General features: G+C 66.3%; 32 protein-coding genes. 10 read left to right on the forward strand and 22 right to left on the reverse strand.

The genetic code is table 11. The features are described from left to right. Positions 1-29 precede the first annotated feature (29 nt). Entirely contained in the window at positions 30-3,524 is a 3,495-nt protein-coding gene (locus ACV7NQ_RS13045; protein WP_463359875.1) for an AfsR/SARP family transcriptional regulator, read from the reverse strand. A gap of 87 nt (positions 3,525-3,611) precedes the next feature. Between ACV7NQ_RS13045 and ACV7NQ_RS13050 the strand changes: the two genes are divergently transcribed. Next, positions 3,612-4,076 carry an SRPBCC family protein gene (locus ACV7NQ_RS13050; RefSeq protein WP_463359876.1) on the forward strand — a complete coding sequence of 155 codons (465 nt, stop codon included), beginning with the start codon at positions 3,612-3,614 and terminating at the stop codon, positions 4,074-4,076. A 27-nt stretch (positions 4,077-4,103) separates the two neighbouring features. After that, a complete protein-coding gene (locus tag ACV7NQ_RS13055) occupies positions 4,104-4,976 on the forward strand; it encodes a 1,4-dihydroxy-2-naphthoate polyprenyltransferase (RefSeq protein ID WP_463359877.1) in 873 nt (290 codons plus the stop codon). Here ACV7NQ_RS13055 and ACV7NQ_RS13060 read toward each other — a convergent pair. The 5 genes from ACV7NQ_RS13060 to ACV7NQ_RS13080 form a co-directional block, all read right to left on the reverse strand. Beyond that, complete coding sequence (locus tag ACV7NQ_RS13060; protein ID WP_463359878.1) at positions 4,973-5,359, reverse strand: phage holin family protein; 387 nt, start codon at positions 5,357-5,359, stop codon at positions 4,973-4,975. The genes ACV7NQ_RS13055 and ACV7NQ_RS13060 overlap by 4 nt on opposite strands. A 77-nt stretch (positions 5,360-5,436) precedes the next feature. Beyond that, a complete protein-coding gene (locus ACV7NQ_RS13065) occupies positions 5,437-6,009 on the reverse strand; it encodes a Clp protease N-terminal domain-containing protein (protein ID WP_463359879.1) in 573 nt (190 codons plus the stop codon). Then, on the reverse strand, positions 6,009-6,230 hold the full coding sequence (locus tag ACV7NQ_RS13070) for a helix-turn-helix domain-containing protein (protein ID WP_463359880.1): 222 nt from the start codon (positions 6,228-6,230) through the stop codon (positions 6,009-6,011). The genes ACV7NQ_RS13065 and ACV7NQ_RS13070 overlap by 1 nt, the downstream gene beginning before the upstream one ends. Positions 6,231-6,413: 183 nt before the next feature. Beyond that, complete coding sequence (cds1, locus tag ACV7NQ_RS13075; RefSeq protein ID WP_463359881.1) at positions 6,414-7,499, reverse strand: L-cysteine desulfhydrase Cds1; 1,086 nt, start codon at positions 7,497-7,499, stop codon at positions 6,414-6,416. Further along, positions 7,496-7,852 carry a DUF4229 domain-containing protein gene (locus ACV7NQ_RS13080; RefSeq protein WP_463359882.1) on the reverse strand — a complete coding sequence of 119 codons (357 nt, stop codon included), beginning with the start codon at positions 7,850-7,852 and terminating at the stop codon, positions 7,496-7,498. The genes cds1 and ACV7NQ_RS13080 overlap by 4 nt, the downstream gene beginning before the upstream one ends. A gap of 182 nt (positions 7,853-8,034) precedes the next feature. Here ACV7NQ_RS13080 and ACV7NQ_RS13085 point away from each other — a divergent pair, with 182 nt between their 5' ends. Further along, a complete protein-coding gene (locus ACV7NQ_RS13085) occupies positions 8,035-8,244 on the forward strand; it encodes a BldC family transcriptional regulator (protein ID WP_040696172.1) in 210 nt (69 codons plus the stop codon). 153 nt (positions 8,245-8,397) lie between these two features. Then, complete coding sequence (locus ACV7NQ_RS13090) at positions 8,398-8,628, forward strand: hypothetical protein (RefSeq protein ID WP_463359883.1); 231 nt, start codon at positions 8,398-8,400, stop codon at positions 8,626-8,628. Between the two features lie 5 nt (positions 8,629-8,633). Here ACV7NQ_RS13090 and ACV7NQ_RS13095 read toward each other — a convergent pair whose 3' ends face one another. From ACV7NQ_RS13095 to ACV7NQ_RS13105, 3 genes are all read right to left on the reverse strand, one after another. Further along, positions 8,634-8,885: a hypothetical protein gene (locus ACV7NQ_RS13095; RefSeq protein WP_463359884.1), complete on the reverse strand. Its 252-nt coding sequence runs from the start codon at positions 8,883-8,885 to the stop codon at positions 8,634-8,636. Then, positions 8,834-9,085, reverse strand: a complete 252-nt coding sequence (locus ACV7NQ_RS13100) for a hypothetical protein (RefSeq protein ID WP_463359885.1) — start codon at positions 9,083-9,085, stop codon at positions 8,834-8,836. Before ACV7NQ_RS13100 ends, ACV7NQ_RS13095 begins: the two co-directional genes overlap by 52 nt. A 623-nt stretch (positions 9,086-9,708) precedes the next feature. Then, complete coding sequence (locus tag ACV7NQ_RS13105; protein WP_463359886.1) at positions 9,709-10,317, reverse strand: hypothetical protein; 609 nt, start codon at positions 10,315-10,317, stop codon at positions 9,709-9,711. A gap of 357 nt (positions 10,318-10,674) precedes the next feature. Here ACV7NQ_RS13105 and lppU point away from each other — a divergent pair, with 357 nt between their 5' ends. From lppU to ACV7NQ_RS13125, 4 genes are all read left to right on the forward strand, one after another. After that, complete coding sequence (gene lppU / locus ACV7NQ_RS13110; RefSeq protein ID WP_463359887.1) at positions 10,675-11,301, forward strand: LppU family putative lipoprotein; 627 nt, start codon at positions 10,675-10,677, stop codon at positions 11,299-11,301. A 405-nt stretch (positions 11,302-11,706) separates the two neighbouring features. Beyond that, positions 11,707-12,198, forward strand: a complete 492-nt coding sequence (locus ACV7NQ_RS13115) for an ArsI/CadI family heavy metal resistance metalloenzyme (RefSeq protein ID WP_463359888.1) — start codon at positions 11,707-11,709, stop codon at positions 12,196-12,198. Between the two features lie 151 nt (positions 12,199-12,349). After that, entirely contained in the window at positions 12,350-12,493 is a 144-nt protein-coding gene (locus tag ACV7NQ_RS13120) for a hypothetical protein (protein WP_463359889.1), read from the forward strand. Positions 12,494-12,680: 187 nt separating this feature from the next. Continuing rightward, on the forward strand, positions 12,681-12,872 hold the full coding sequence (locus ACV7NQ_RS13125) for a hypothetical protein (RefSeq protein ID WP_463359890.1): 192 nt from the start codon (positions 12,681-12,683) through the stop codon (positions 12,870-12,872). Positions 12,873-13,140: 268 nt separating this feature from the next. Here ACV7NQ_RS13125 and ccsB read toward each other — a convergent pair whose 3' ends face one another. The 8 genes from ccsB to hemL all read right to left on the reverse strand — a co-directional run bounded on the left by ccsB (position 13,141) and on the right by hemL (position 19,934). Continuing rightward, the gene (ccsB, locus tag ACV7NQ_RS13130) at positions 13,141-14,115 is read right to left on the reverse strand and encodes a c-type cytochrome biogenesis protein CcsB (RefSeq protein WP_463365650.1); all 975 of its coding nucleotides are present in this window, start codon (positions 14,113-14,115) and stop codon (positions 13,141-13,143) included. Between the two features lie 2 nt (positions 14,116-14,117). Next, on the reverse strand, positions 14,118-15,758 hold the full coding sequence (resB, locus tag ACV7NQ_RS13135) for a cytochrome c biogenesis protein ResB (protein ID WP_463359891.1): 1,641 nt from the start codon (positions 15,756-15,758) through the stop codon (positions 14,118-14,120). Further along, on the reverse strand, positions 15,755-16,618 hold the full coding sequence (locus ACV7NQ_RS13140) for a cytochrome c biogenesis CcdA family protein (protein ID WP_463359892.1): 864 nt from the start codon (positions 16,616-16,618) through the stop codon (positions 15,755-15,757). Before ACV7NQ_RS13140 ends, resB begins: the two co-directional genes overlap by 4 nt. Beyond that, positions 16,615-16,842 carry a hypothetical protein gene (locus ACV7NQ_RS13145; protein ID WP_463359893.1) on the reverse strand — a complete coding sequence of 76 codons (228 nt, stop codon included), beginning with the start codon at positions 16,840-16,842 and terminating at the stop codon, positions 16,615-16,617. Before ACV7NQ_RS13145 ends, ACV7NQ_RS13140 begins: the two co-directional genes overlap by 4 nt. Then, positions 16,839-16,988 (reverse strand): hypothetical protein, encoded by a 150-nt coding sequence (locus ACV7NQ_RS13150; RefSeq protein WP_463359894.1) that lies wholly within the window; start codon positions 16,986-16,988, stop codon positions 16,839-16,841. The genes ACV7NQ_RS13145 and ACV7NQ_RS13150 overlap by 4 nt, the downstream gene beginning before the upstream one ends. A gap of 68 nt (positions 16,989-17,056) precedes the next feature. Beyond that, positions 17,057-17,689 carry a TlpA disulfide reductase family protein gene (locus tag ACV7NQ_RS13155; RefSeq protein WP_463359895.1) on the reverse strand — a complete coding sequence of 211 codons (633 nt, stop codon included), beginning with the start codon at positions 17,687-17,689 and terminating at the stop codon, positions 17,057-17,059. Further along, complete coding sequence (locus ACV7NQ_RS13160) at positions 17,686-18,327, reverse strand: histidine phosphatase family protein (protein ID WP_463365651.1); 642 nt, start codon at positions 18,325-18,327, stop codon at positions 17,686-17,688. The genes ACV7NQ_RS13155 and ACV7NQ_RS13160 overlap by 4 nt, the downstream gene beginning before the upstream one ends. 269 nt (positions 18,328-18,596) lie before the next feature. Next, positions 18,597-19,934, reverse strand: a complete 1,338-nt coding sequence (hemL, locus tag ACV7NQ_RS13165; RefSeq protein ID WP_463359896.1) for a glutamate-1-semialdehyde 2,1-aminomutase — start codon at positions 19,932-19,934, stop codon at positions 18,597-18,599. Between the two features lie 228 nt (positions 19,935-20,162). Here hemL and ACV7NQ_RS13170 point away from each other — a divergent pair, with 228 nt between their 5' ends. Then, positions 20,163-20,543, forward strand: coding sequence for a hypothetical protein (locus ACV7NQ_RS13170; protein WP_463359897.1), 381 nt, complete (start codon positions 20,163-20,165; stop codon positions 20,541-20,543). A 30-nt stretch (positions 20,544-20,573) separates the two neighbouring features. On the opposite strand, the gene ACV7NQ_RS13175 is transcribed toward ACV7NQ_RS13170, so the two are convergent. The 5 genes from ACV7NQ_RS13175 to hemB form a co-directional block, all read right to left on the reverse strand. Then, positions 20,574-20,804: a hypothetical protein gene (locus ACV7NQ_RS13175; RefSeq protein ID WP_463359898.1), complete on the reverse strand. Its 231-nt coding sequence runs from the start codon at positions 20,802-20,804 to the stop codon at positions 20,574-20,576. 484 nt (positions 20,805-21,288) lie between these two features. Beyond that, the gene (locus tag ACV7NQ_RS13180) at positions 21,289-21,549 is read right to left on the reverse strand and encodes a hypothetical protein (protein ID WP_463359899.1); all 261 of its coding nucleotides are present in this window, start codon (positions 21,547-21,549) and stop codon (positions 21,289-21,291) included. Then, the gene (locus tag ACV7NQ_RS13185) at positions 21,546-22,085 is read right to left on the reverse strand and encodes a hypothetical protein (RefSeq protein ID WP_463359900.1); all 540 of its coding nucleotides are present in this window, start codon (positions 22,083-22,085) and stop codon (positions 21,546-21,548) included. Before ACV7NQ_RS13185 ends, ACV7NQ_RS13180 begins: the two co-directional genes overlap by 4 nt. Positions 22,086-22,419: 334 nt before the next feature. After that, entirely contained in the window at positions 22,420-22,947 is a 528-nt protein-coding gene (locus tag ACV7NQ_RS13190; protein WP_463359901.1) for a hypothetical protein, read from the reverse strand. Beyond that, positions 22,944-23,921 (reverse strand): porphobilinogen synthase, encoded by a 978-nt coding sequence (gene hemB, locus ACV7NQ_RS13195; protein WP_463359902.1) that lies wholly within the window; start codon positions 23,919-23,921, stop codon positions 22,944-22,946. The genes ACV7NQ_RS13190 and hemB overlap by 4 nt, the downstream gene beginning before the upstream one ends. A 178-nt stretch (positions 23,922-24,099) precedes the next feature. Here hemB and ACV7NQ_RS13200 point away from each other — a divergent pair, with 178 nt between their 5' ends. Further along, on the forward strand, positions 24,100-24,384 hold the full coding sequence (locus ACV7NQ_RS13200) for a hypothetical protein (protein ID WP_463359903.1): 285 nt from the start codon (positions 24,100-24,102) through the stop codon (positions 24,382-24,384). Positions 24,385-24,414: the final 30 nt, after the last annotated feature.

Genomic DNA, 24,414 nt, shown 5'->3' on the forward strand with positions numbered 1-24,414 from the left:
TATCAGCAGGGTTCGCCCGGGCGACATGCTTATTCGTCTGTGCTGCCCGCCAATTCACGCAGGAGCTGCATGACCCGCTCTGCGGCTTCCGTGCGGCGCAGTCCCGCCGCCCGACGAATCGCCTCGTCCATCCGTTCGTCCCCGACCGACGCCCGATGCAGCCGGATGTGCAGACTCCAGTTCGCCGAGGGTTGGTCCTGCCGGGCACCGACTTTCGCGGCCGAGGCGAGCAGTTCCAACCCGATGTCCACGCGCTGGCCGATGGCGAGCTGGTAGGACCCGAGCGCACACGCGACCGCACCGATTTGCGGCAGATCGAAGAACTGGCCGAGTCGACCCACCGCATTGCCCGCCAACTCACGCGCGATCGGTTCCGCCGACGCCACCCGCCCGTACAGCACGTGTGCGTCCATCGCCGCGCTCGCCAGCATCAGCGCGCCGGGCCCGGGTGCGCTGTCGTCATCCAGCCAGCCGGACAGGTCGAGCGCCCTGGCGTAATGCCGCAGGCCGGCGTCGATATCGCCCTCGGCGAGTTCAAGTTCAGCGATCCCACCGACCACGGCCGCGAGGCGATGGTTGCGTCGCACCGCCGGGTCGTCGATCGGCGAGCCGTGCGCCAGCTCGCCATCCGGCGACCCGAGGGCGAACGCCAATTCCCGCCGTGCCTGGTCGAGCAGGCCCATTCCGACCAGCGACACCGCGAGACTGCTGCGAATCTCGACCGCTTCGTCATAAGCATGCAGCTGCCGCAACAGGTCGACGGACCTGCGGTAATAGTCCACCGAGTCGGCGTAGCGCGCGGTCTGCCCGGCGAGTTGTCCGAGATGCTGGCACGTCATCGCCGTGCCCCAGATATCGGTTCGCTCCATAATTCGCAAGGCGCCCAGCCCATCCCGGGTGGAGCTATAGACCTGTCCCGCGTTCTCCCGGACATTCGCGCGCATCACCAGGGCCGCACCACGAACGTCGGGATCCTTCGACCGCGCACCGTCGGCAAGCAGCCGGGCCACCTTCTTACCCGAGGAATCGCTGCACATCAGCTGGCCGAGATATCGAATTCCCGGATTGAAATCGGTACCGGTGCCGAGCAATCGACGGACCCGCGCTCGCGCCGTGGCCACCAGCCGCAGTTCGGTGCCCAGAAAAGCCATATGCAAGCCCGCCAGCATATGCGCGAGCATTTGCAGATCGGCGACGATGCCGTGCGCAGGCTGCGGTTCGGGAGGCAGCGCGAGAATCCGGCGCGCCCAACCGATCAGCTCCATGTGCGCACCGCGCATCACCCACAGCGTTCCGATCACCGGGAAGACCCGATACACGGTGCGTGCGTCCCGGCATTCGAGTGCGTATCGGAGCACCGCGACCAGGTTGTCCAGATCCGCGGCCACCGACAGCACCGTGGCCACCTGCTCGCCCGCCCGGTACCGCGGCCCGGCGGCGACCGAGAAATCGCCCGCCCAGCGCGACATTCGATTCATCACCAGCGGACCCTCGTCGACGGCGCCCGGCACGCCCGCCGCCGCCGACCCGGTCAGCACGAGCTGCTCCTCGCCGAATTCGCGGACCGTCTCCAGCATCCGATAGCGCATACCGATGCTGCCGCCCTCGTCCTCCAGCACGGTGAGCAGCGACTGACCCACCAGGCCGGCCACCGCCTCGGCCACATCGTCTACTTCCGGGCCCGCGGCCACCACTTCGGCCGCCGCGAGCGTGAATCCGGCCGGGAACCGGCACATTCGGCGCAGGGCAACCTGCTGCGGTGCGTCGAGCAGATTCCAGCTCCACGCGATCACCGCGTGCAGGGTGCGATGTCGTTCCGGTGACGAGCGATCTCCGCTGCGCAGCAACGCGAACCGATGCTCGAGGCGGGCTTCGATCTCTTCCACGCTCATCGTGCGCACCCGTGCGGCGGCGAGTTCGATAGCCAGCGGCAAACCATCCAGCGTGCCGCACAGCCGGGCCACTACCTCCGGATCCAGTCGCACCGTGGGACGAACCGCGCGCGCCCTGGCCACGAACAGGTCGGTGGCGGGCGAGCCTGCCGCGTCGATAGCCAAGGGCGCCAACGGGTATACCGTCTCGGCCGTGATCTCCAGCGGCGCCCGGCTGGTGGTGAGCACGGTGAGCTGGTCGCAGCTGCCGACCAGGTCGGCGACCACCTCGGCGACCGCATCGACCAGGTGCTCGCAGTTGTCCAGGATCAGCAGCATCGGACGGGCCGCGAGCGCTTCCCGAAGTCGCCGGCCCTCATCGATCGGACGCCCGCGAAGATGGCCGGGCTCACGGACGATCTCACCCAACCCGAGTGTCGCGCTGATCGCGGCCTCGACATCGGATCGCGGATCGGCGTCCGCGCTTGCCTCGGTCCGGACCGAGGCCAATTCCACCAGCGCGACCGACACGCCGCGCGCGGCACGGACGCCCAGTTCGTTTGCCACCCTCGTCTTTCCGGTGCCACCGGGGCCGAGCACCGTGGTCACCCGGGACCGGTACAGCGATTCCTCCAGAGCGTCCAGGTCGGCGGCCCGGCCGAGCAGGGCATTGGGCGCCGCGCGCAGCCCGAGGGCCGACATGACGCCCGAGGTCGAGGCCGCCGAACCCGATAGCCGCGCAGCCGAATTCCGCGGTTGCGCAGCCGTCGAATCCGGCTGCGACGCCGAATCGCGCACCGGCACTTGCCCATCCGACCGCGATGCGTGCCCATCCGAGCGCGGCGCGAAGCCCGGGATCGGATCGCCGCGCAAGATCGCGGTATTCAGTTCGACCAGCGCCGGACCCGGATCGGTGCCGAGTTGTTCGACCAGCCGCCCCCGGAACGACGCGAACACATCCAAAGCTTCGTTCGGCCTGCCTGCCGCAGCAAGCAGCCGCATCAGCGTGGCATGGACGGCCTCGTCCAGAGGGTTGACGACGGCGGTCCGGCGGGTGATCGTCACCCCGCCTTCCAGGTCACCGGCCGCGACCCGCGCCGTGACCTCAATAGCCTCGAGCTCTGCCACCCGTTGCGCGGACACCGTGCGTAGCTCGTCGGCCACTTCGCCCGCGGGCAGATCGGCGCCGGGCTCCCCACGCCACAGGGATCGGGCCCGAGCCACCGCATCGAGACAACCGGAATGGTCACCATCGGCTGCGCACCCGCGCGCCGCGCGCACCAGGTCATCGGCCAGGGTCAAATCGACCTGATCGGCGCGCAACAGCAGGCGGTAGCCCGCAGGGCCGATCTCCAGCGCACCCTCCGGCAGCGCGGACCGCAACCGCGACACCTGGGTATGTAGCGCATTCATCGGCGCCCGCGGCGGTTGCTCGCCCCACACATCATCGATGAGCGCCTGGGCACTGCGGCTACGGCCGGGTCGCAGTGCCAAGGCAGCGACCAGCAGCCGCGCTCTGGCGCCAGGCAGCGCCGCCAGCGCACCGTTTCGGCGTAACGCGATTTCGCCCAGCAGGGCCACGACGACCGATTCGCCTGCGGGCGTTGTCAGGGTTTGGCTCAGGCCGTTCGGGGCGCTCTGATCGGGATACATTCCGTGGTCATCGTATGCGAGCGATGCCGACCGGGTCGTCATGGTTTTTCGCCCCATTCCGGCTGGTCACCCGTCTAGGCTGAACGCATGGCTGAGTTCGAAGTAGTTCGGCAGGCCGTGCTCACGGCCGAGCCGTCGCGTATTCATGGGCTGATCGATAATTTCCACGAGTGGACGAAGTGGTCGCCGTGGGAGGATGTCGATCCGCAGTTGCAGCGGGCGTATACCGGGCCGGAGTCCGGTGTGGGCGCGCACTATACCTGGGATGGCAATCGCAAGGCCGGTCGCGGCACCATGGAGATCACCTCCAGCGACGATCGCGAAATCGACATCCGCCTCGCCTTCGAGAAACCATTCCGGGCCACCAACCAGACCACCTTCGCGCTGAACCCGGTCGAGGGCGGCACCGAGGTGGTGTGGCGGATGACCGGTCAGCGGCCGACCTTGATGGGTCTGGTCAGCAAGGTGATCCCGATGGACAAGATGATCGGCACGAACTTCGAGAAGGGGCTCGCGCGGTTGAAGGCGGTCGCCGAAGCCCAGGCAGACTGAACGCTCCACGCCCATTAGGCTGCGGGGATGGCTACTGCAGCGCAATGGATCGAGGGCGCACGGCCCCGCACCCTGCCGAATGCGATCGCCCCGGTGCTGGCCGGAACCGGCGCCGCGGCGTCCATCGATGGCGCGGTGTGGTGGAAAGCGGTTCTGGCGCTGCTGGTTTCGCTCGCGCTGATTATCGGCGTGAATTACGCCAACGACTACTCCGATGGCATCCGCGGCACCGACGACGAGCGGGTCGGGCCGCTGCGGCTGGTCGGCTCGAAGCTGGCCTCGGCGGCGGCGGTCAAGAACGCGGCGATCCTCAGCCTGGCCATCGGCGCAGTGTTCGGTCTGGTGCTGGTGGTGCTGACCGCGTGGTGGTTGATTCTGATCGGCGCGGCCTGCCTGGCGGGCGCCTGGTTCTACACCGGCGGCAGTAAGCCCTACGGCTACAGCGGATTCGGCGAGATCGCGGTGTTCGTGTTCTTCGGTCTGATCGGGGTCCTCGGCACCGAGTTCGTGCAGGCCGAACGGATCGACTGGGCCGGTGTGGTGCTCGCCTGCGCGGTCGGCGCGTTCTCCAGCGCGGTGCTGGTCGCCAACAACCTGCGCGACATCCCGACCGATACCGAGTCCGGAAAGGTCACGCTCGCAGTGAAACTCGGCGATCCGCGCACCCGCACTCTGCACCTGGCCATGTTGGCGATTCCATTCGTCGCCACCGTGATTCTGGTAGCCCGGACCCCGTGGGCGCTGGTCGGTCTGCTCGCCGTGCCGCTCGCGGTCCGGGCCAACGCCCCGGTCCGTTCCGGTAGGGGCGGCCTGGAACTCATTCCGGCCCTGCGCGATTCGGGCCTAGCCCTGCTCGTGTGGTCTGCGGTGACCGCCCTCGCGCTGGGGATTGCCAGCTAGTCGTCGCCGTCCGGGACCAGCACTCCCAGCACCCAGTTGACCAGCGAGACGATGATGCCGCCGAATACCGCCGCCCAGAAGCCTTCGACCCGCAGGCCGTAGGCGGTGGTCTCGGTGATCTTCGCGGTGAGCCACAGCATCAGCGCGTTGATCACCAGCAGGAACAGGCCGAGGGTGACGATGACCAGCGGCAGCGACAGGAACTTCACAATCGGCTTGACCAGCGCGTTCACCACGGTGAACACCGCGGCGATGGCTAGCACGGTCAGGATCTTGCCGCCGGTGCCCTTGTCGTCGGGACTGATGATGTCGATCTTGTCGACCCAGGCGGCGGCGAGCCAGATGGCCACCCCGTTGATGATCAACCGAATGAGAAGCTGCATGGGGCCATGCTAGGCCCGACGGGCGGACATGTGCTGCCCCAAAACCCAATCCGAGTGGAGTGCACATACCCGCTCGCTCACGCCGCACGGTCGAGCAGGGCGTGCACCTTGGGCCGGAGATCGTGGATGGCTTCCGAACCACCGAAGATGCGGGTGATGGTCTGATTGGGCGCGCGCAGAATGCCGAGCAGCAGGTGCGCCGACTCGATGGTCTTGTCCTTGCGCGCGAGCGCTTCCCGCAGGGACAACTCGATCATCTTCTTCGCGTCCGTGGCGAACGGGATGTGACCGGAGTTGCCGCCGCCGCGCCTCCAGCCGAACGGCCCCGGCACCGCGCGCTCCAGCGCGTCTTCGCCGAAGGTGGCCTCCAGGCTCTCCCGTACCGCGTCGAGGTCGATGCCGATCGAGCGCAATGCCTCGGCGTCCTCCTCGCCGAGCGGCTCGCTCTTGCCCTGCTGACCCAGCTTCTTCAGCACGCTCTCGTAGGTGATGCCTGCGTCGGACAGCAGCGTTTTCAACTCCGGCTCGCTCTGCGAGAGCAAGCCGAGCAGGACATGCTCTATCTCGATATTCGGCGAGTGCAGTTCCCGCGCGTCTTCCTGAGCGATGACGATCGCCGTTCTCGCTGACTTGCTGAATCGTTCGAACATCAGCGGTTCCCGCCTCTCCGACTGTATTTGTGGTGGACTGCCTGCTTGCTGACCTCGAGCGCCTCCGCGATCGCCTGCCATGACCAGCCCTGTTCGCGGGCATTGGTCACTTGAATCGCTTCCAGGCGTTCGAGCAGCCGACGCAGTGCGAGCACCGCGCGCAGCCCGACCTTGGGGTCGGGGCTGCCTGCGGCGGCCGCCAATGTGGTTGCCTCTGTCATGTCGTCAATTTTGATTGACGTCGTCGGAGTTGTCAATAAAAATTGACGACGACAGGCGCGCAAGAGCCGCTTTTCACTGCGAGAGAAAGCGAACCCCGTCGTTCCGGCGAACGCTCCGGACCCGGGCGCTACACCTGGATCCCGGAGCCAGACCAGGATGACGGGGATTCGAGGCGAAGGGTGCTATCCGGCCCAGGTGCCGGTGCCGTGGAACTTGTCCAGGATCGCGGCAGGCTCGACCAGGCTTATACCTTGGGCCGCGACCCACTCGTCGTTGAAATACGTTCCGGCATAACGATCTCCGCCGTCGCAGAGCAACGTCACCACACTGCCGGTGCGGCCTGCCGCGATCATTTCGGCGATGAGGGCGAACGCGCCCCACAGGTTGGTGCCGGTGGAACCGCCTACGCGGCGGCCGATTACGGCGCTCGCATGGCGCGCGGCGGCGATGGAACCCGCATCGGGGACCTCGATCATCCGGTCGACGACCTGGCCGACGAACGACGGCTCGACCCGCGGACGGCCGATTCCCTCGATGCGCGAAGACATTCCGGTCTCATAGCCGGAGTCGGCGGTCTCGTAGCCGCCATAGAAGGCTGAGTTCTCCGGATCGACCACCGCTAGCTTAGTCGCGTGCCTGCGGTAGCGGATGTAGCGGCCGATGGTGGCGCTGGTGCCGCCGGTGCCCGCACCGACGACGATCCATTCCGGCACCGGGCAGGTCTCCAAAGCCATTTGGTCGAAGATGGATTCGGCGATGTTGTTGTTGCCGCGCCAGTCGGTCGCCCGCTCGGCGTGGGTGAACTGGTCCATGTAGTGGCCGCCGCATTCGGCAGCCAGCCGAGCCGCCTCTGTGTACATATCCGGGGGTCGCTGCACGAAATGGCAACGGCCGCCCTGCGCTTCGATGAGCGCGATCTTCTGCGGCGAAGTGCCGGCGGGCATCACGGCGACGAAATCCAGGCCGAGCAGCTTCGCGAAGTACGCCTCGCTGACCGCGGTCGAGCCCGACGAAGCCTCCACCACCGTGGTGCCCTCGGTGACCCAGGCGTTGCAAATCGCGTACAGGAAAAGGGATCTGGCGAGCCGATGCTTGAGACTGCCGGTGATGTGGGTGGATTCGTCCTTCAGATACAGCTGGACGTTCCACTCGGCCGGCAGCGGGTAGCGGAGCAGATGCGTGTCGGCGCTGCGCTGGGTGTCGGCGTCGATCAGCCGGACCGCGTTGTCCACCCAGTCGCGCGGGGTGCTGCGATCGCAGTGCCTCACGCTGAGGCCCCGCGGTCATCGCCCGGGGTCTCACCACGCAATCTAGCCCGCAGCTGCGCCTTGTCCTGGCGGCGCTTCTCGTCCACCACCGCGATGTCCTCGTTGACCCGCGCGCGCAGCTTCTTGAATAGCGTCAACGACAGCGGCATCGCGATGAGCAGCGCGAACAGCGCGGCGACCACCATCGGAATGTCCACCGACACCAGCCGGGCGATCACGATGATCACCACCGTGAGGACGACGACCAGACCCAGCCTGGCGAGGGTGTAGAAACCCAGATTGCGGGCCAGCCGTCGGCCTGCGCCCGCGGTTTGCTGTCCTGATGCACCTTCCGGTGGAGTTGCGTCACTCACGCTGATCAGCCTATGCGACGCTGCCTGCCGGCTACCGCGACACCTCTCGAGCGAGGCCGCACGCGTATCCGTTTTGTCTATTACTTCCCCTTTACCAACTGTAGGTGGTTCGACTACGTAGGGGTCGCAGTGCAACGATGGCGCCACTGATGAGGGAACTGTCGAGAACGGAGAGGTTTGCTATGACTGCGATCACCGTCGGCGGCCAGGACACCCTGCTGACACCAGGCCAAGTGGCCGCAATGTTCCACGTCGATCCGAAGACCGTCACCCGCTGGGCGCACGCCGGGCGGCTGGGGTCACTGCGCACACCGGGTGGACACCGCAGGTTTCGTGAGTCCGAGGTTCTGCAGTTGCTGCAGTCGCTGACGACCGAAGCCACTGCTCGCTGAGCTCCAAAGTTTGTGCTCGTTGAGCTTCATGGTTTCCGCAGGCCGCGCGGGCCCGCTGTCTAGGGCCCGTGCATGTCCTGTTCTCCCAATTTCGTGTCTCTGGTGTCCGAAGGCTCCGTACGCGGCTACCCTCGGTACCAGGAGGTGAGCGACGTGACGTACCTGTTGGCACTTATCGCAGTTGTGGCAGTCGCGGTGTTGTGCTGGAAGGCGTTCGGCCCGGAGAAGTCGGCCGGTCCGACCACCCCATCCACGCGTTCACCACAGCGCAAGCACATCTCACCACAGCGCAAGCACATCAAGGGTCCCGACGACGACCCCGAATTCCTCTGGCGGCTATCCCGCCAGCACCGCGACGGCGACTCGGGTTCCACCGACCGCTGACCGGATCACCACTCACGGCCGCCGACCGCGGCGCTGGTGATGTTTATCCGTTCGGTCAGATTCTCCAGGTAGTAGCTGACGATCCGATAGGCCAGTAGCGGATTCACCATCAGGTTTTTGTCGGGGATGGTTATTACCTCGGCGGATCGCATCAGTCGGGCCGTGGTGCGCCGCCCGTCGGCTTGGTACACCACCCTGTTCGGGGTCAGGCGCAGCCCCGAATCGGCAGTCTTGCCATCACGCCGATGCCTGCCCACAGGAAAAAGGCTCCTGGGACGCCGAGCACCAGCACCCCGACGAGGTCGATCCATTTCTGGTCGGCGACGGCTAACACCGCGAGCGTCACGGCAATGCCGAGGAAGAACACACCCAGGAGCGCAAAGAGGAAACCCTGCCAACGGGCCGCGGTCCGCACCGGCAGCAGCAGACCGGGCTCGCGGAATCCATCGACCTCCACGTCGACGACCCGTATCCCGGCCGCCCCCCTTGGCGTAATAGCGCCGCTCCCGCCGCTTGGACCGCTGCCACTCCGGCGGCCACGGCAACGTCTCGTCTCCCCACCCGTTCACGGGCCGATCGTCGCACACAATAGTCTCGGTGTTCCAGCTTCGGAACCGCTGTCGAGCTGGGATTCGGCTTCCTGGCCCGTTGGACGATGACCAGCTAGCGCTCGCCCTCGTGCAGCAGCAGTCCCTCGTCGATCCGAAGCCGGTTGGCGACCAGGACGAGGTACTGCTGCGCCTCGACGGACAGATCGGCCGCATTGCGAGCCCAGTTGACGCCGCGGGCCGTTGGTCAGCTGGGCGACCAGCCTGCCATCCGCATCGATAGCGGTGGGCGGCACGTAGGTGAAGCGGTCGGAATTCATGAGTCCGCCTCCTCAGGGACATCGGCGCGAAACGCACCGACTTGCCAGGGATACATCCACCGACTCGACAGACAAATATGCCGTTGCGCCGGTAGGCGTATCCACCCGCACACCGAGTGCCGTCGACTGGATACGCCTACCTGTCCGCCGCGAACTCACGCCACTTCAACCGTGATGTACGCCATGTCACCGAGCTGTTGCTCGAATATCGATCAGGGCTCGCCCCGCACGACCGCCATCACGGCGTCCATGAACGGCTGCCCGCCCATGACATAGCCGCCGGCGATCGCACCGACCAGCAGACCGATCGGGCCGGTGATGATGCTGAAGATGCCGAGACCGATCAGCGCCCCGAGCAGCCCGCCGACCACGCCTCCGGCGACCACTCCGACGACGTTCTTGTTGATCTCATCGGTGAGGCGAGCCATTGAGTTGACGGGCTGCATCTCGCCGATGTTCGCGGCACTCACTTTCGGTGTGAGAGCGAGTGTTCGGCCGTTGTCACGGATCTCTTGCGCAACCGCTATTCGACTTCCGGAGATGTCGAAGGTCAGCGGCACCTCGGCGACGACGGCGCCGCTGTCGGACTTCAGCGACACCTTGGTGCCGTCGTTGGCGAGCTCGAACTTGCCGCCCTCGACCGCGGTGGTGATCGCCCCGGTGGAGTCGGGCAGCGCAGTGCGGTAGCCGACTCCCTGCTCGATGCCTGAGGTCGAAACCTCCCGGACGACTGCCGTCGGCTCCGCACTGACAGTTCCCGCCGTGATTCCCAACGCGGCGACAGCCAGGACGGCGGTGGCGGCGAACGTGCCGAACTTCATTCAGGATTTCCTTCTCACGAGCCGTCCGGCTCGGGCAGCCGGATGACGTGTACAGCAACCTGTAGCTTGTTGCCCGCCATGGCAATTGGCACACCTCCTGCCGTCTATTGTTGCCTGATTGTGACCTGGTCATACGAACCGGAACCGGCCGAGACGAGGATACTGACATCGCATCAAATGGAGGGTGCCGGACAACGACTCGACGCGCGGCACAGCATGTGTAAGCATGACGTGATCTTCAAATTGTAAGTTTCAGACCTCGAACCTCGGTGGGAGGCGAGTTCGAAGCGCAACAGCTCTGGAGGACGTCACGTGTCGCGCCAACGCATTCGTGCCGGTATCGTTTTGACAGCCTTCATGGCTGTGGCCGCGATATCGGCTACCCTCGTGGCCGCGTACGCGCTGTCGATGAACGGACCCGAGACCAACGTCAAAAAACGGTCGCAGGCCGACGAGACTGCCAGCGCCGCAACCACATCGATGCCACCGTCGATAACCGACGAGCCCCAGCCCATCACCGAGGTGCCACCTACCACCGAGGCGCCACCCGTCACCACCGCCGGTGCGCGTGGCACGGTCGGCAAGGAGATCATCCGGCTCCAGCTGAACGTCGGCGACTGCGTGACACTCAGCGGTACCGGCGACAACACCGCGATCGGCAAGACCACCTGCGGCAGTACGGGTTCCAACTACAAAATCATCGACAAGGCGCCACCGAACGGCCAGTGCCCGACCGATGCCGACCACACCTGGGGAACCGACCAGTCCGCGCTCTGCCTGGACATCGACTGGGTAATAGGCGGCTGCATGGAACTCATCCCCAACGACCCGAAGCGCATCGACTGCACCACCCGAGGCACCCCCAACGGAGTCAAGGTGGTGGAGGTCAAACAGCACACCACCAACGTCAATACCTGTTCCACGAGCAACCGCGGAATCGTCTACAAACAACGCCAATTCGTGGTTTGTGTCGCCCGACTGTAAGCACGGGCCGCGCCGATCACCGCTGACCTGCGGGCTTAACCAGGACTTGATGGCTCTACCAGCCAATCTATCCTCTCACCCGTGCCGAGCGCAGGTGAAGCGGTGCGACCGATGCATCATCAGTCGGGTCGACCCCTCCCAGGTTCGCTAGGTTTCGCGCGCTATGCCGCGTGCTTCCCTTTCTCGCTCTGCTGCACGCCCTGCACGCTCAACTTCCGGGTCAGGGCCATGAATCAACGCCTGGCGGTAACAGCCTGGCGGTAGCAACTCATGCCCAAGGCTCAATATGTGGGCGACTTCTCTCCGTAGGCTCCGACTCAGCATAGGATCTTGACATATGCCGAAAAGGTCGTGAAGCTGAAGTTCGTAAGCTATTCGATAAATGTCTCACAGGTGGTGGTTCCCATGTCTCGTGTCCAACTCGCGCTCAACGTTGATAACCTCGATACGGCGGTCGCGTTCTACTCGACGCTGTTCGGTACCGAACCGGCGAAGCGGAAGCCGGGGTATGCGAATTTCGCGGTCGCCGAGCCGCCGTTGAAGTTGGTGCTGCTGGAGAACCCCGGTCATGGTGGGACCATCAACCATCTCGGCGTCGAGGTGGAATCGAGCGAGAAGGTGCGCGCCGAGATCGCCCGCTTCACCGATGCGGGACTGTTCACCGACGAGGAGATCGGCACGACCTGTTGCTTTGCCACGCAGGACAAGGTGTGGGTGAGCGGACCGGCGGGTGAACGGTGGGAGGTGTACACGGTTCTTGCCGATAGCGAAACATTCAGCACCACACCGGCATTGCCGGCTGCCGACCCGACGCATGGTTGCACCTGCCAGACCGCGACAGCTGATGCATCAGTCTCAGATCCGGAGAAGGTGGCCTCGGGAGCCTGTTGCTGCTGACCTCGTCCCGATCCGCTCGCCGTTGAGTCGCCGCGGTCACCCATGGCATGCGGCTATTCCGGTCTTTGCTGGTGCGATGGCGCGGAGGAGAATGAGAGGACAACCTCCGAGTCGCGGCGGAGATGACGCGCCGGACGTTTGGGAGGCGGTCATGGCAGCCAACGAAATCGTCGACAGAGAAGCGACCTCGCGCGAGTTCGGCCGGGCCGGACAGCGGTTACACCAGCTTCTGGATGCCGCTACCCACGACGACCTCGACCGGCCGTCGAAGGGCACGCGATGGACCAACGAATAGTTGCTGTTCCATGGTGTTCGGCTACATGATCGTGCAGAAGCTCTTGGTCCTGGTCCGGATTTCGGCCTACTCCCGGAACCTGTCGCGGTCGGATTCGCTCGAATGCTCAATTCCGTGACGAAACCCTTCGATGTGATCAACTACTACGGGTTCCTGCCTAGCCGCTCGCGTATTCAATCGTCGCCGGATGGGGGCCGAGTTCGACCGTGTGCTCGCCGATTTGCCACGCAAGTTGGATCGCGAGCGCGAGATCGATTTCGGTCGGGGCATGCACTACCCGACCCGATGGGACCCGTTCTTCCACGAGTACATGACGCTCGAGGCATCTACCGGCATCCGGGTCTGCATTTCGACTTCCACGAACGCCAGCTCACCCTGAGTGTGCCCGACTAACCGGTCATAAGCCGCACCTGACAGGCAACCGGCCGATCCGAAGTTCATGGGATGTTCGTTTACTCATTAATTCGATAGTTGTCAATATCGATAAGTGCCTAAGCTGTAGTTGGTGATCACGGCCGTGACCGTGCCATCATGCGAGGTCACTCCATGACCCGGGAACCGTTGACCGCCGATGCCGCCTTCGAGATGGCGGTGATGTTCAAGGCGTTGTCGGACCCGGTATGCAGGTCAGAGCACTCTTGATCCGGTCAGTTCAGGCCCGCGTACGAGTGCAGACCGCTGATCACGATGTTGATGATGAATAGGTTGAACAGCATCGCGACGAAGCCCGCGACATTGATCCAGGCGGCTTTCATGTCGCGCCAGCCCGCAGTGGCGCGGGCGTGGAGGTATGCCGCGTAAAGGACCCAGGCGATGAAGGAGCAGGTTTCTTTGGGGTCCCAGCCCCAGAAGCGGCCCCAGGCGGCTTCGGCCCAGATGGCGCCGAGGATGACGCCTGCGCCGAAGAGGGGGAAGCCGATGATGGTGGTTTTGTAGGCCAGGCGGTCCAGGGTGCGGGCGTCGGGGAGGCGGCGGGCGATGGTGCCGAGGATGTTGTCGGACTCTTGGCCCTCGGGCTGGCGCAGGCGGTACAGGAACAGCAGGCTGGCGATGCCGGAGACCAGGAAGACGCCGCTGCCGATGCTGACGATGGTGACGTGGATGGGCAGCCAGAACGACTTCAGCGCGGGCACAACGGGTGCGGCGTCGGCGTAGAGGAGGGTGCCGGCCACGAACATCAGGATCAGGATCGGGACGAGCAGGAACACCCACATCGACCGGTAGCGCTGCTCGCGCAGGAAGGTCATGCCGACCACGGCCGCCGCGGCGGTCGCCATGGTGACGAACTCGTACATATTGCCGAGTGGGAAGCGGTGGGTTGCGAAGCCGCGCAACACGATCGAGGCCACGTGCAGGACAATGGCGACGACGAGCACGGAGAAGGCCATATTGCCTGCGCGCTCCGCGAGCGGCTTGGCCTGCGGCGTTTCGATCCGGCCTGGCCCCGCGGGGCGATCGGAGCCACCGCCGACGGTCACCAACTCGCGTTCGGGCTGGACGACCTTCTGCGTCCGTGTCGACGCGTACTGCACGATCAGCAGCACAAGCACCAGCGCGTACACGACGATCGCCGACTTGAAGGCGAGATCGCTGTAGTGCGCGATGTTCTCGTCGATCGGCATGGTCACTCTCCCGTGGTTTCGGATTGCTGGTCCAGCAGGCGCCCGCGCAGCTTGTCGAACTCGCCGCCCCAGCCGGCCTGATCGGTCCTGGCGAGCCCGCCCATCTCTACTACGGTACGTCGTTGGTCAACGGTACCGGCTTCGCCCACCGCAGGGTAGACCCGCACCCAAATCCGCCGCCGCTTCACCAGAAGCGACACCAACAGCCCGGCCATCATTGCCAGTGCGCTCACCAACACCCACTGCTGCGCCGGATCGTGCGACACCTGCAGATTCACGAATTGCTGTGCGCCGTCGAAGGTCACCTTGGTGCCATTGGGCAGCGTGGTCGACTCGCCGGGACGCAGGTTCGCCCTGGCCTCCTTGGTCAGCCGTCCCTGCTTGATCTGCTCGGTATCCAGCGAGAACAGCGACTGCGGCTTGCCGGTGTCGAGGCCGGTGTCGCCGCGGTAGACGTCCACCGCGACGGCCGGATCGTTCATCACCGGGAACGAGGAGGTCAGCAGGTTGCCGTGCAGCAGAGCGGTCGGCGCGAACAGACCCTCGATGGCGATCTGGTTCTTGCGGCGCTCCTCGTCGGTGGCGTACATGCCGCCGGGCGGATCGATGCGCAGCACACCACTGGACAGGAAGGTCTGCGCGTCGTCGGGACGCCACTGGATGGTCTCGGTCCTGGTCTGCCCGTTCGGGAAGGTGACGGTGAACGTCGGCGCGAACCCGTGTCCCTGCAGGTAGAGCCGGTCACCCGCGACGCGCAGCGGATGGTTCACCTGGATCTTGGTGCTGCGCCAGGTGTTGGTCTGTAGGTCGGCGCCGGCCTGGTATTCGATGTTCGAGGTGAACATCTCGGCCTGACCGTTCTGCAGGTAATCGGCCTTGAAGTCTTTGACCCGCACGCAGACCGGGGCGATGCCGGTGCCGTCGTTGACATTGCCAGCGCGGAACGAGTCGAACACCGCGGGCGAGGTGGTGCAGAAGCCGGGGCCGTTGTTGGCGATGACGATGACGCTGCCCTCGTAGCCGAACAGCTTGCCGACCGCGATGGCGACAAGCAGCCCGACCAACGACAAATGGAAGACGAGATTGCCGAACTCGCGGGTGTAGCCCTTCTCGGCGGACAGCGTGATCTCGCCGTCTTCAGTGCCTTCGCGAACCTCGGTGCGCCAGCCGCGCAACTGTTTACGGGCATGGTCGACGACCTCGTCGGCACCGCGCCCGACGGTCGCGGAGTAGTGGTGCGGCAGCCGGGCCAGATTGCGCGGCGCGCGCACCGGCGGAGTGCGCAGCGCTCGGTAGTGGTCGAAGACGCGCGGCAGAATGCAGCCGACCAACGAAATGAACAGCAGCACATACACGGCCGTGAACCAGAAGCTGGAGAACACGTCGAACAGCTCGAACCGGTCCATCCACGGTCCGAGCGTCGGCCGGTCGGCGATGTACTGCTCGACCTTCTGCGCGTTGAGACTGCGCTGCGGCAGCAGCGCGCCGGGGATCGCGGCCAGCGCGAGCAGGAACAGCAGCACCAGCGCGGTGCGCATGCTGGTGAGCCCGCGCCAGGTATTGCGCACGAGCGCCCACCCCCGGCCCGGCAACGACTGGGGCGGCGGGGTCACTGGGGCCTCGGGTCTGTCGATCACGGTCATATCGGTAGCGTCACCTCGGAAACGAAGGCGTCGCGGACCCAGGCGACGAACTGGTCCCACGCCCCGGTGACCAGCGCGATGCCGACCGCGACGAGCAGGATCCCCCCGATGATCTGGATGGTGCGGGAATTGCGGCGCAACCAGCCGACGCCGCGCAACGCGCTGGTCGAACCGAAGGCCAGGATCACGAACGGCAGGCCGAGGCCGAGGCAGTAGGCAATGATGAGCGCCACACCGCGCACCGCCGTGGTTCCGTCGGTGCCCGCGGACACCGCCATCACCCCGGACAGGGTGGGTCCGAGGCACGGCGTCCAGCCGAGCGCGAACACCGCGCCCAGCAACGGAGCGCCCGCGATGCTGGTCAGCCTGCGTGGCTCCATCCGGGTATCGCGCTGCAGCGTGGGCACCAGGCCGATGAACACCAGACCCATAAGAATGGTGACGACACCGCCGATCCGTTGCAGCAGTTCACGATTCACGTTGAGGGTCTGGATCACGCCGAACACCGTGGCCGTCGCGAGCACGAACACCACGGTGAACCCGGCCACGAACAGCCCGGCCGCACCGGCCACCCGCATCCGGCCGCGGCCCGCCACCCGCTTCGGCGCCTCGACCCGATCTTCGATAGCGACCGAACCAGCCCTCGCCCCACGGCCTTTGGCTTCGGCAGCGGTAGCCGGGGGCGCTTCCGCGCCGACGAGTCCGGCGAGATACGACAGATAGCCCGGTACCAGCGGCACCACACAGGGCGATGCGAACGACACCAGACCCGCCAGCATGCAGGCACCCAATGCCAGCAGCAACGGCCCGGTGGCCGCCGTCTGCTGGAAGGACTCCCCCACTCCGGCGAGCACTGTCACGCGTACTCCCGGTCACCGGCCGACGTTTGCTCGGGAGCCGGTCCGGCGGACACCGCGGGCGCATCGTCGCGCGCGACATCCATCATCGATTCCGCCGCGGCACTGCGGGGTACGACCGCGACACCGGCCCAGCGGTCATCGACCCGCCAGGTGCCGCGGACGAGTCGAGCGGCCTGCCGCGGACGACAGGCCCGCTGGCCGCGAATCCGACGATCGCGGTTCACGACTGCGACTCCTCGGCCTGCTCCGCGTCACGACGCAGCGGCACTTGCCGCTCCGTATCGGACGCATCGGCCCAGTTGACGTCCATCATCGAGGCGGCTGCGGCGCTTCGAGGTACCGAGGCGACGCCCGCCCACCGATCGTCCACCGTCCATGTCCCACGGATGAGTCGAGCGGCCTGCCGCGGGCGACAAGCGCGCGGGCTACGGGTGCGGTTCACTGAGAATCCTCTGCGGCGATACGTTCGATTACGGGTTGGAGGTCCTCGGCCAGCAGGGAGCGGAGGAACACGGCGGCCACGCGGTGGTGGCGGTCCAAGATCAGGGTTGTGGGAATCACGCTGGTCGGGAAGTTACCGCCCAGGGCGAGCAGGGTGCGCATGGACGGGTCGTAGATGGACGGGTAGCCGATCTTGTTGTCGACCACGAAGTCCTGAGCCTTGTCCTGCTGCGGGTCACGGACATTGATGCCCAGGAAAGCGACGCCCTTGTCCTTGGTCGCCGCGTAAGCCTTTTCCAAAGCCGGGGCTTCGGCACGGCACGGCCCGCACCACTGGCCCCACAGATTGAGCACGACCACCTTGCCCGCGAAATCGTCCACCGAGGTGGTCTTGCCCGCGGTCATCAGGTCAGGTCCGGACAGCTTGCCGATGGTGCCGCGGGAGGCGGGCGGGTCGTAAACGATATCGGTCTTGCCGCCCGGAGAAACGAATTCGAAGGTGCCGCCGGAGGCCACCGCGTCCTTCCCGGTGGAGCAACCCGCGAGCGCGGCGACGAGGCACACGCACGCGAGCAGGACCGGCGCCAGGCGCCGGACCAGTGGCCGGGAGAACGCGGTGGACGATCTCATGCGCCGTGCACCGACGGATCCGAACCGCCCGCGGGCTCGGAGTAGACGATGTCGACGAGCGTATCGCCTTGGTAGACAAGCGAAGTCAGTGAAGCGAGCGAGCACTGCCGGTTGCGCGGGTCGTGCCAGAGGCGCTGTCCCTGTAGGAATCGGCGCAGCGTCCACACCGGCAGCTGATGCGACACCAGCACCGCCTCGTGCCCGGCCGCCTCGACCCGCGCCTTGTTCACCGCGGCCAGCATGCGGTGCGCGATCTGCAGGTACGGCTCGCCCCACGACGGGGTGAAGGGATCGCGCAGCTTCCACCAGTGCCTCGGCTTGCGCAGTGCGCCGTCACCTACCGACACCCGCAGGCCCTCGAAGGTATTGCCTGCCTCGATGAGATTCTCGTCGGTCCGCACGATCAGGCCGTGCTGCGCGGCGATCGGTTCGGCGGTCTCCTGCGCACGCTGCAGCGGGGAGGCGATCACCAGCGTGATGTCGTGATCCGACAGCGCCCGCCCGACCGCACCGGCCTGCGCGCGTCCGGTCACCGAAAGACTGAAGCCGGGCAGCCTGCCGTACAGAATGCCCTTCGGGTTGTGCACCTCGCCGTGGCGCAGCACGTGCACGATCGTCTCGACGCCGGCGTCCTGGATGCCGGGTTCGTCGGAGGACTCCGAGGTGCGCGGCCGAGCGACGGTGCTGGAGGTGCGAACGGCGGTGTCGCTCGCGTTGGACTCCGGGGCGGCGGACTCGTCGCCGACAGCGGATGTGTCAACCGCACTGGACGGCTCGGCGGGGGCGGTAGCCTCGGCAACGGATGTGTCAACCGACGACAACTCAGCCGAGACGGTGGCGTCGGGAGCGTCGACGGGCGCGGCGGTGTCGGCTGGTTCGCGCTTTTCGGAATCTGGCTGGTCGGAACTCACGCGCGGGATCCTTCGGGGGTGGCGGCCGCGGCCGCATGTGCGGCGGCGGGCAGGGCGGCGGCGATACGGTCGAATGCGCCCTCGTCGAGCGCCGCGGAGACGAACCACGCCTCGAACGCGCTCGGCGGCGCGTACACACCGCCATCGAGCAGGGCGTGGAAGAAGTCGGGGAAACGCCAGGTCTGGCTGGCCTTGGCGGAAGCGTAGTCGATGACCGGACGGTCGGCGAAGAACACGCTCACCATATTGCCCGCGAACTGCACCTGATGCTCGACCCCTGCGGCGGTGAGGGCCTCGGTGAACAGGGCGCCGAGTCGTTGCGCATTGCGGTCGAGCGCGGCGTACACGGCGTCGTCGGCCGCGCGCAGCGTGGCAAGGCCAGCAGCGACCGCAACGGGGTTACCAGACAGGGTGCCCGCCTGATAGACCGGGCCGAGCGGGGCCAGGTGATTCATGATCTCGGCGCGGCCGCCGAACGCGGCGGCGGGCAGGCCGCCGCTCATCACTTTGCCGAAGGTGTAGAGGTCACCGGCGACGCCCTCGCGACCGAACCAGCCCGCGCGGCTGACCCGGAAGCCGGTCATCACCTCGTCCATGATCAGCAGCGCGCCGTGTTCGGCGGTCAGCGTGCGCAGGCCCTGGTTGAAGCCGGACAGCGGCGCGACCGCGCCCATATTGCCCGCGGCCGCCTCGGTGATCACGCACGCGATCCGGCCTGGGTTCGCGGCGAAGGCCGCGGCGACGGCGTCGAAATCGTTGTAGGGCAGCACGATAGTGTCGGCCGCCTGCGCGCCGGTGACCCCGGGTGAGGTCGGCAGGCCGAGTGTCGCGACGCCGGACCCGGCATCGGCGAGCAGCGCGTCCACATGCCCGTGGTAGCAGCCGGAGAACTTGATGATCTTCGTGCGACCGGTGTAGCCGCGCGCCAACCGGACCGCGCTCATGGTGGCCTCGGTGCCGGAGTTCACCAGCCGCACCCGCTCCACTGGAGCCACTCGTTCGACGATCAGCTCCGCGAGTTCGATTTCGGCCTCGGTCGGCGCGCCGAAGGACAGCCCGTCGGTCGCGACCCGCTGCACCGCCTCGACCACCGCGGGATGCGCGTGCCCGAGAATCATCGGACCCCATGAGCACACCAGGTCGACATAGTCGTTGCCATCGGCGTCGATCAGGGTGTAGCCGTTGGCCGAGGCGATGAATCTCGGTGTGCCACCGACGGACTTGAACGCCCGCACCGGCGAGTTGACACCACCCGGGATCACCGAACTGGACCGTTCGAAGAGCTGGGCGGAAACCGGCACCGATGTCCTGGTCACGCGTGGAGAAGAACTCACGACGTCCAGTCTCTCAGCCCGATCCGAACGGGTCGACGACAGGGTGTAGTGGAGTGATCCACGCCGCAGCACCCCTCAAGATCAACAGCGGCCCGGGTGCGGCGCGGCACCGCGGCACGATTACGCAACACGCCGAGCACATTTCGTCGAATATCGGTCGCCAGCAGGTTGCTGATGCGTAATCTCAGTGCGTCTCACCACCATCTACCTGTTTCGGAGGGTTTCTGCATGCGGTTTGCCGTTCTCAGCTCCGCGCTCGCCGCGGTTACCGCCCTGACCACACTGCTCGGCGCCGGGTCCGCCGCCGCCGCGGATCTGATCAGCCAGCCCGACCGCGTCGGCCTGCGCCTGAGCCATGAGGAAACCGCGGCCATCGCCGATGGGCCGCTGCCCGCGCTGGTCTCCATGGTCGTGCCGCTCAACCGGATCGGCGCGGGCCTGAAGGGCGACACCGAGATCTATCACGACGACAGCGGCGGCGTCCATGCCTCGTTGCGCCAGGTCATGTTGGAAGCCGCCAGCCACCCCGACGGCGCGGTCACCCTGTATCTGAATGCCCCCGGCAGCCGCAATGGTCGCGTGCTGGACATCTACCAGCAGTGGAACTGAGCGGGCGCCGGTTGCGCGGCTGACCTGCGCTCAGGTGTACATGCACGGCACCGAGGCCGAGATGGTGTGCAGCCTGCACATGATGGAGTTGTAGATGTCCGCCGACCCGGTCTCGGGAGCGAAAATCGGCGCGGGGTGTGCGGCCTCGGCGGCAGGGGGTTCCAGCGGCAAGCCCGCCGCGGCCTCGGCGGGCGCCGCTGCGATCCCGATCGCGGCGGCGACGGCCACCCCGGTACAGACTTTTCCAGCAAAACGAATCACAAGCATTCCTTTGTCGACACAATCGCTATGTACGGCGAAAGCCTTACGGCCGCATAAAGTTTCGCCCTGTCAGAGCGATGCGCCGCACCTCCGCCCGATGCACCCGACGGGTGCGATATGCACGCTAGCCGAGTCCGGGGTGACCCGCCAGATGCTGGCGCGTCAGGTGATCCCCAGGCAGAACATGCCGAATCCCGTGGTCACCAGGCATGCCAGCGGCGCGGGGAGCAGATGCACGAGGGACGGTGGTGTGGCGATGAGGGCGGACACCACCGGCATGGGCGGCACTGGGCGGCACCGCCGCCATCTCGGCGGGCGCGGCGGCGGCCGGGGCGATCGTGGCAGCGCCGATCATGCCGCCCGCCACACCCCCCTCACGATCATCTTCGTGTGGTTTGTCGGCTTCATCATGTCCTCGATGTTCCCGCGATGGCGCCGCCAAACAGCTGCGGCGACGGCGATCGCCGGTGAACGCCCGGTGCAATCAGCCGCGCGTCGAAGACCGTGCGGTAGCGGCACGCAGGGAGCGCGCACCCGCGTCGATGACGCCCACACCGGCCACCGCGACCAGAAAAGCAGCCAGGACCAGCCATGGTCCGACATAGCGGGTGGCGTCGTAGGCGGGCACGTCCCCGGCCGCCGCGAAGGAAGTGGTGACCAACCCATGCCGCCAACTCAGCACCGCCGCGACCACGCACAACGCGGCCACGACTACTTCACCGAGCAGCACGATCTCTCGCCTCAACGATCCGCTCCGTTCTCGCTATGTCGATCATCGGTTTCGCCGTCTTCGGTTGTCATGCCGCGCTGCCGGTCGAGTGCCTCGGTCAGCGCCGCCCGCAACGGACGGTGGTCCTTCGCCCAAGCCTGCACAAGCCCGCCGTCGGAAAGCCGCAACCCGATTCCGATGCGCCGCCGCGGCACCCCGCTCAACTCACCGAGCGCCCGCGCCGACTCCCAGTCTTCATCATCCCAGGAATCCTCGTCGCGCTCGGGCAGCACCGCCTCGATCGAGCTCAGCGCGACGGTCTCGGTGCCCTCGCGCAGCGTCCTGTCGGTGAGTTCGACGCTGACATGCCGCTGCCCCGCAATTACCTGCAGCACAACGAAACCCGTGATCAGCGCGGCACAGAAGATCAGCGCGAACCAGTGCACCGGACTGGCGGTCACTAATTCGATGAGCAGAATGGTCAAACACAAACCAGGCCCATAGGACACCACACGCCAGCGCGCACCCGGTTCGGCGAACAAGACGTTGGAGCCGTCCCCGATATCGGTCACGCGGGGCTCCCTGTCGCGCCGAGCACGGCGCCGGGGACCACCATCGAACGTTGCAGAATCAGCCGACGAGGCCGGGCAGCAGCAGCACCGCGACGGTGAGCAAACCGAAGAGAATCAGCAGACTCAAGACGAACAGTTCTCGCCGAATGCTCTGCGGCTGTTGAATCACCACGCGCATCGATGCCTCCGTTCGCCCGGAGCCATCGAGTTATCGTCCTCACGAAACGCAAGCCAACGCATAACGAACAACTACCGGTTCCCTCATCCACTGTGACAACCCCCACAATACATGCTGGCGATTCCCCGACAACTCGGCACCCGCTATCCCGGTCGTTCACCGACGGTTCATCTGGAAGTACGCGGTCGAGTCCGGACGGTGACTCAGATAGGTCGCGCCGGCCGCGAGTACGCCTTGCACGATGGTCGCGCCGCCCGCCACCAGCGAGGCCGCTCCGGTCACCGAGCCGAGCGCGAACATGGTGCCGATCGCTATGAGCACCAACCAGATTCCGACAATGGTGAGCAGGGTCCGCGCCCACAGTTTGCCGCGGATCAGCTGGTGCGCGATCACCAGCGCCACCGCGGCGATCGCCAACCCGAGCATGACCGCGAACGCGAACGCCAACTGGACCATCAGGTCGGCGGTGGCCATGGTGAAGGTCGGGTCGTCCGCCTTGACCTGGTCGTACATCTGCGTGGCGAAATCGTGCCGCTGCTGGACGGCGGCGATGATCGAGGCCGCCAACTGGACGACACCGAATCCGACTACGCCCCACCACAATTGGCGTGCAGTGCGCAGATCCTCCGGCGCGGTGGGCTTGGGTGCAGGTCCGAGATTGATCGGTAGGTGCGGGTTGGTCACGACAGCCAGTGTGCGGCCTCGGTTGCCCAGTAGGTGAGCACGATGTCCGCACCCGCCCGCCGGATGCCCATCAGCGATTCGAGGATGGCGCCGCGGCGGTCGATCCAGCCGCGCTGGGCGGCGGCGGCGATCATCGCGTACTCGCCCGAGATCTGGTAGGCGGCCACCGGGACCGTCGAACGGTCGGCGACCTCGCGCAGGATGTCCAGGTAGGACATGGCGGGCTTCACCATCACGATGTCCGCGCCCTCGGCCAGATCCAGGTCCAGCTCCCGGATCGCCTCGCGGCGGTTGGCCGGGTCCTGCTGGTAGCTGCGCCGGTCGCCCTCCAGCGAGGAGGCGACGGCCTCTCGGAACGGACCGTAGAACGCCGAGGCGTACTTCGCGGCGTAGGCGAGGATGCCGGTGTCGATGTGCCCGACCGCGTCCAGGCCGCGCCGGATCGCGCCGACCTGACCGTCCATCATTCCGCTGGTGCCGAGCAGGTCGGCGCCGGAAGCGGCCTGTGCCAGCGCCATCTCGACATAGCGGTGCAGGGTGGCGTCGTTGTCGACGGCGCCATCGGCGGACAGCACGCCGCAGTGTCCGTGATCGGTGAACTCGTCCAGACAGGTGTCGGCCATGATCACCGTCGAGGAACCCACCTCGTCGGCCAGCGCGCGCAGGCCCCGGTTGAGGATGCCGTCTGGATCGCTGGCCTGGCTGCCGGTCGCGTCCTTGTCCTCCGGCCGCGGCACGCCGAAGACCATGAGTCCACCGACACCAGCGGTGACCGCCTCGACCGCCGCCTTGCGCAGCGAATCCATCGAGTGCTGCATGACACCCGGCATCGAACTGATTTCCCGCGGCTCGTCCAGGCCGTCGGCCACGAACATCGGCAACACCAATTGCCGTGGCTGCAGAGTTGTTTCGGCCACGAGACGACGCAAAGCGGGGGTACGGCGCAACCGCCGCGGGCGGTCCATTCCGGTCATAAATCGCACGATACGCCTGCTCGTCGGAGCATGTTCGGCCGCATCGGTTTTGTCGCGGGCCGCTGCGACCGCCACCAAAGTCCTTGTGGCCAGCGGTTTTTGTCGGTACCCGGAGGTAGAATCGAAAGAGTGTTCGAGGAAATCGACCAGGATTTCCTATCGCGACGGGGAGGATCCAATGCCCGCTACCGCACCTACACCGAAATCCACCATCATCGACCGGCCCTACGTCCCGCTGCAGAAGCGGTCGCTGCCACCAGGCCGCCCGCGCAAGTGGTACGTCACACACAACCGCAGGCTCAAGGCCATGCGACTGACCATCGCGCTGCTCGACTCGGGCATCTATCTACCGAGCCAGGCGAGCAACGAACGCATCCGGCGCACCGCACAACTCATCGATATCCGCCCGCCTTCCGACACGACCTGCAGGCTGGTGCGCACGCTGATGCGCTACAGCCGCTGATCGTACGGAAACACGAAACGCCCACAGCGT

It is taken from the genome of Nocardia sp. Tas62D01, from assembly GCF_055232035.1.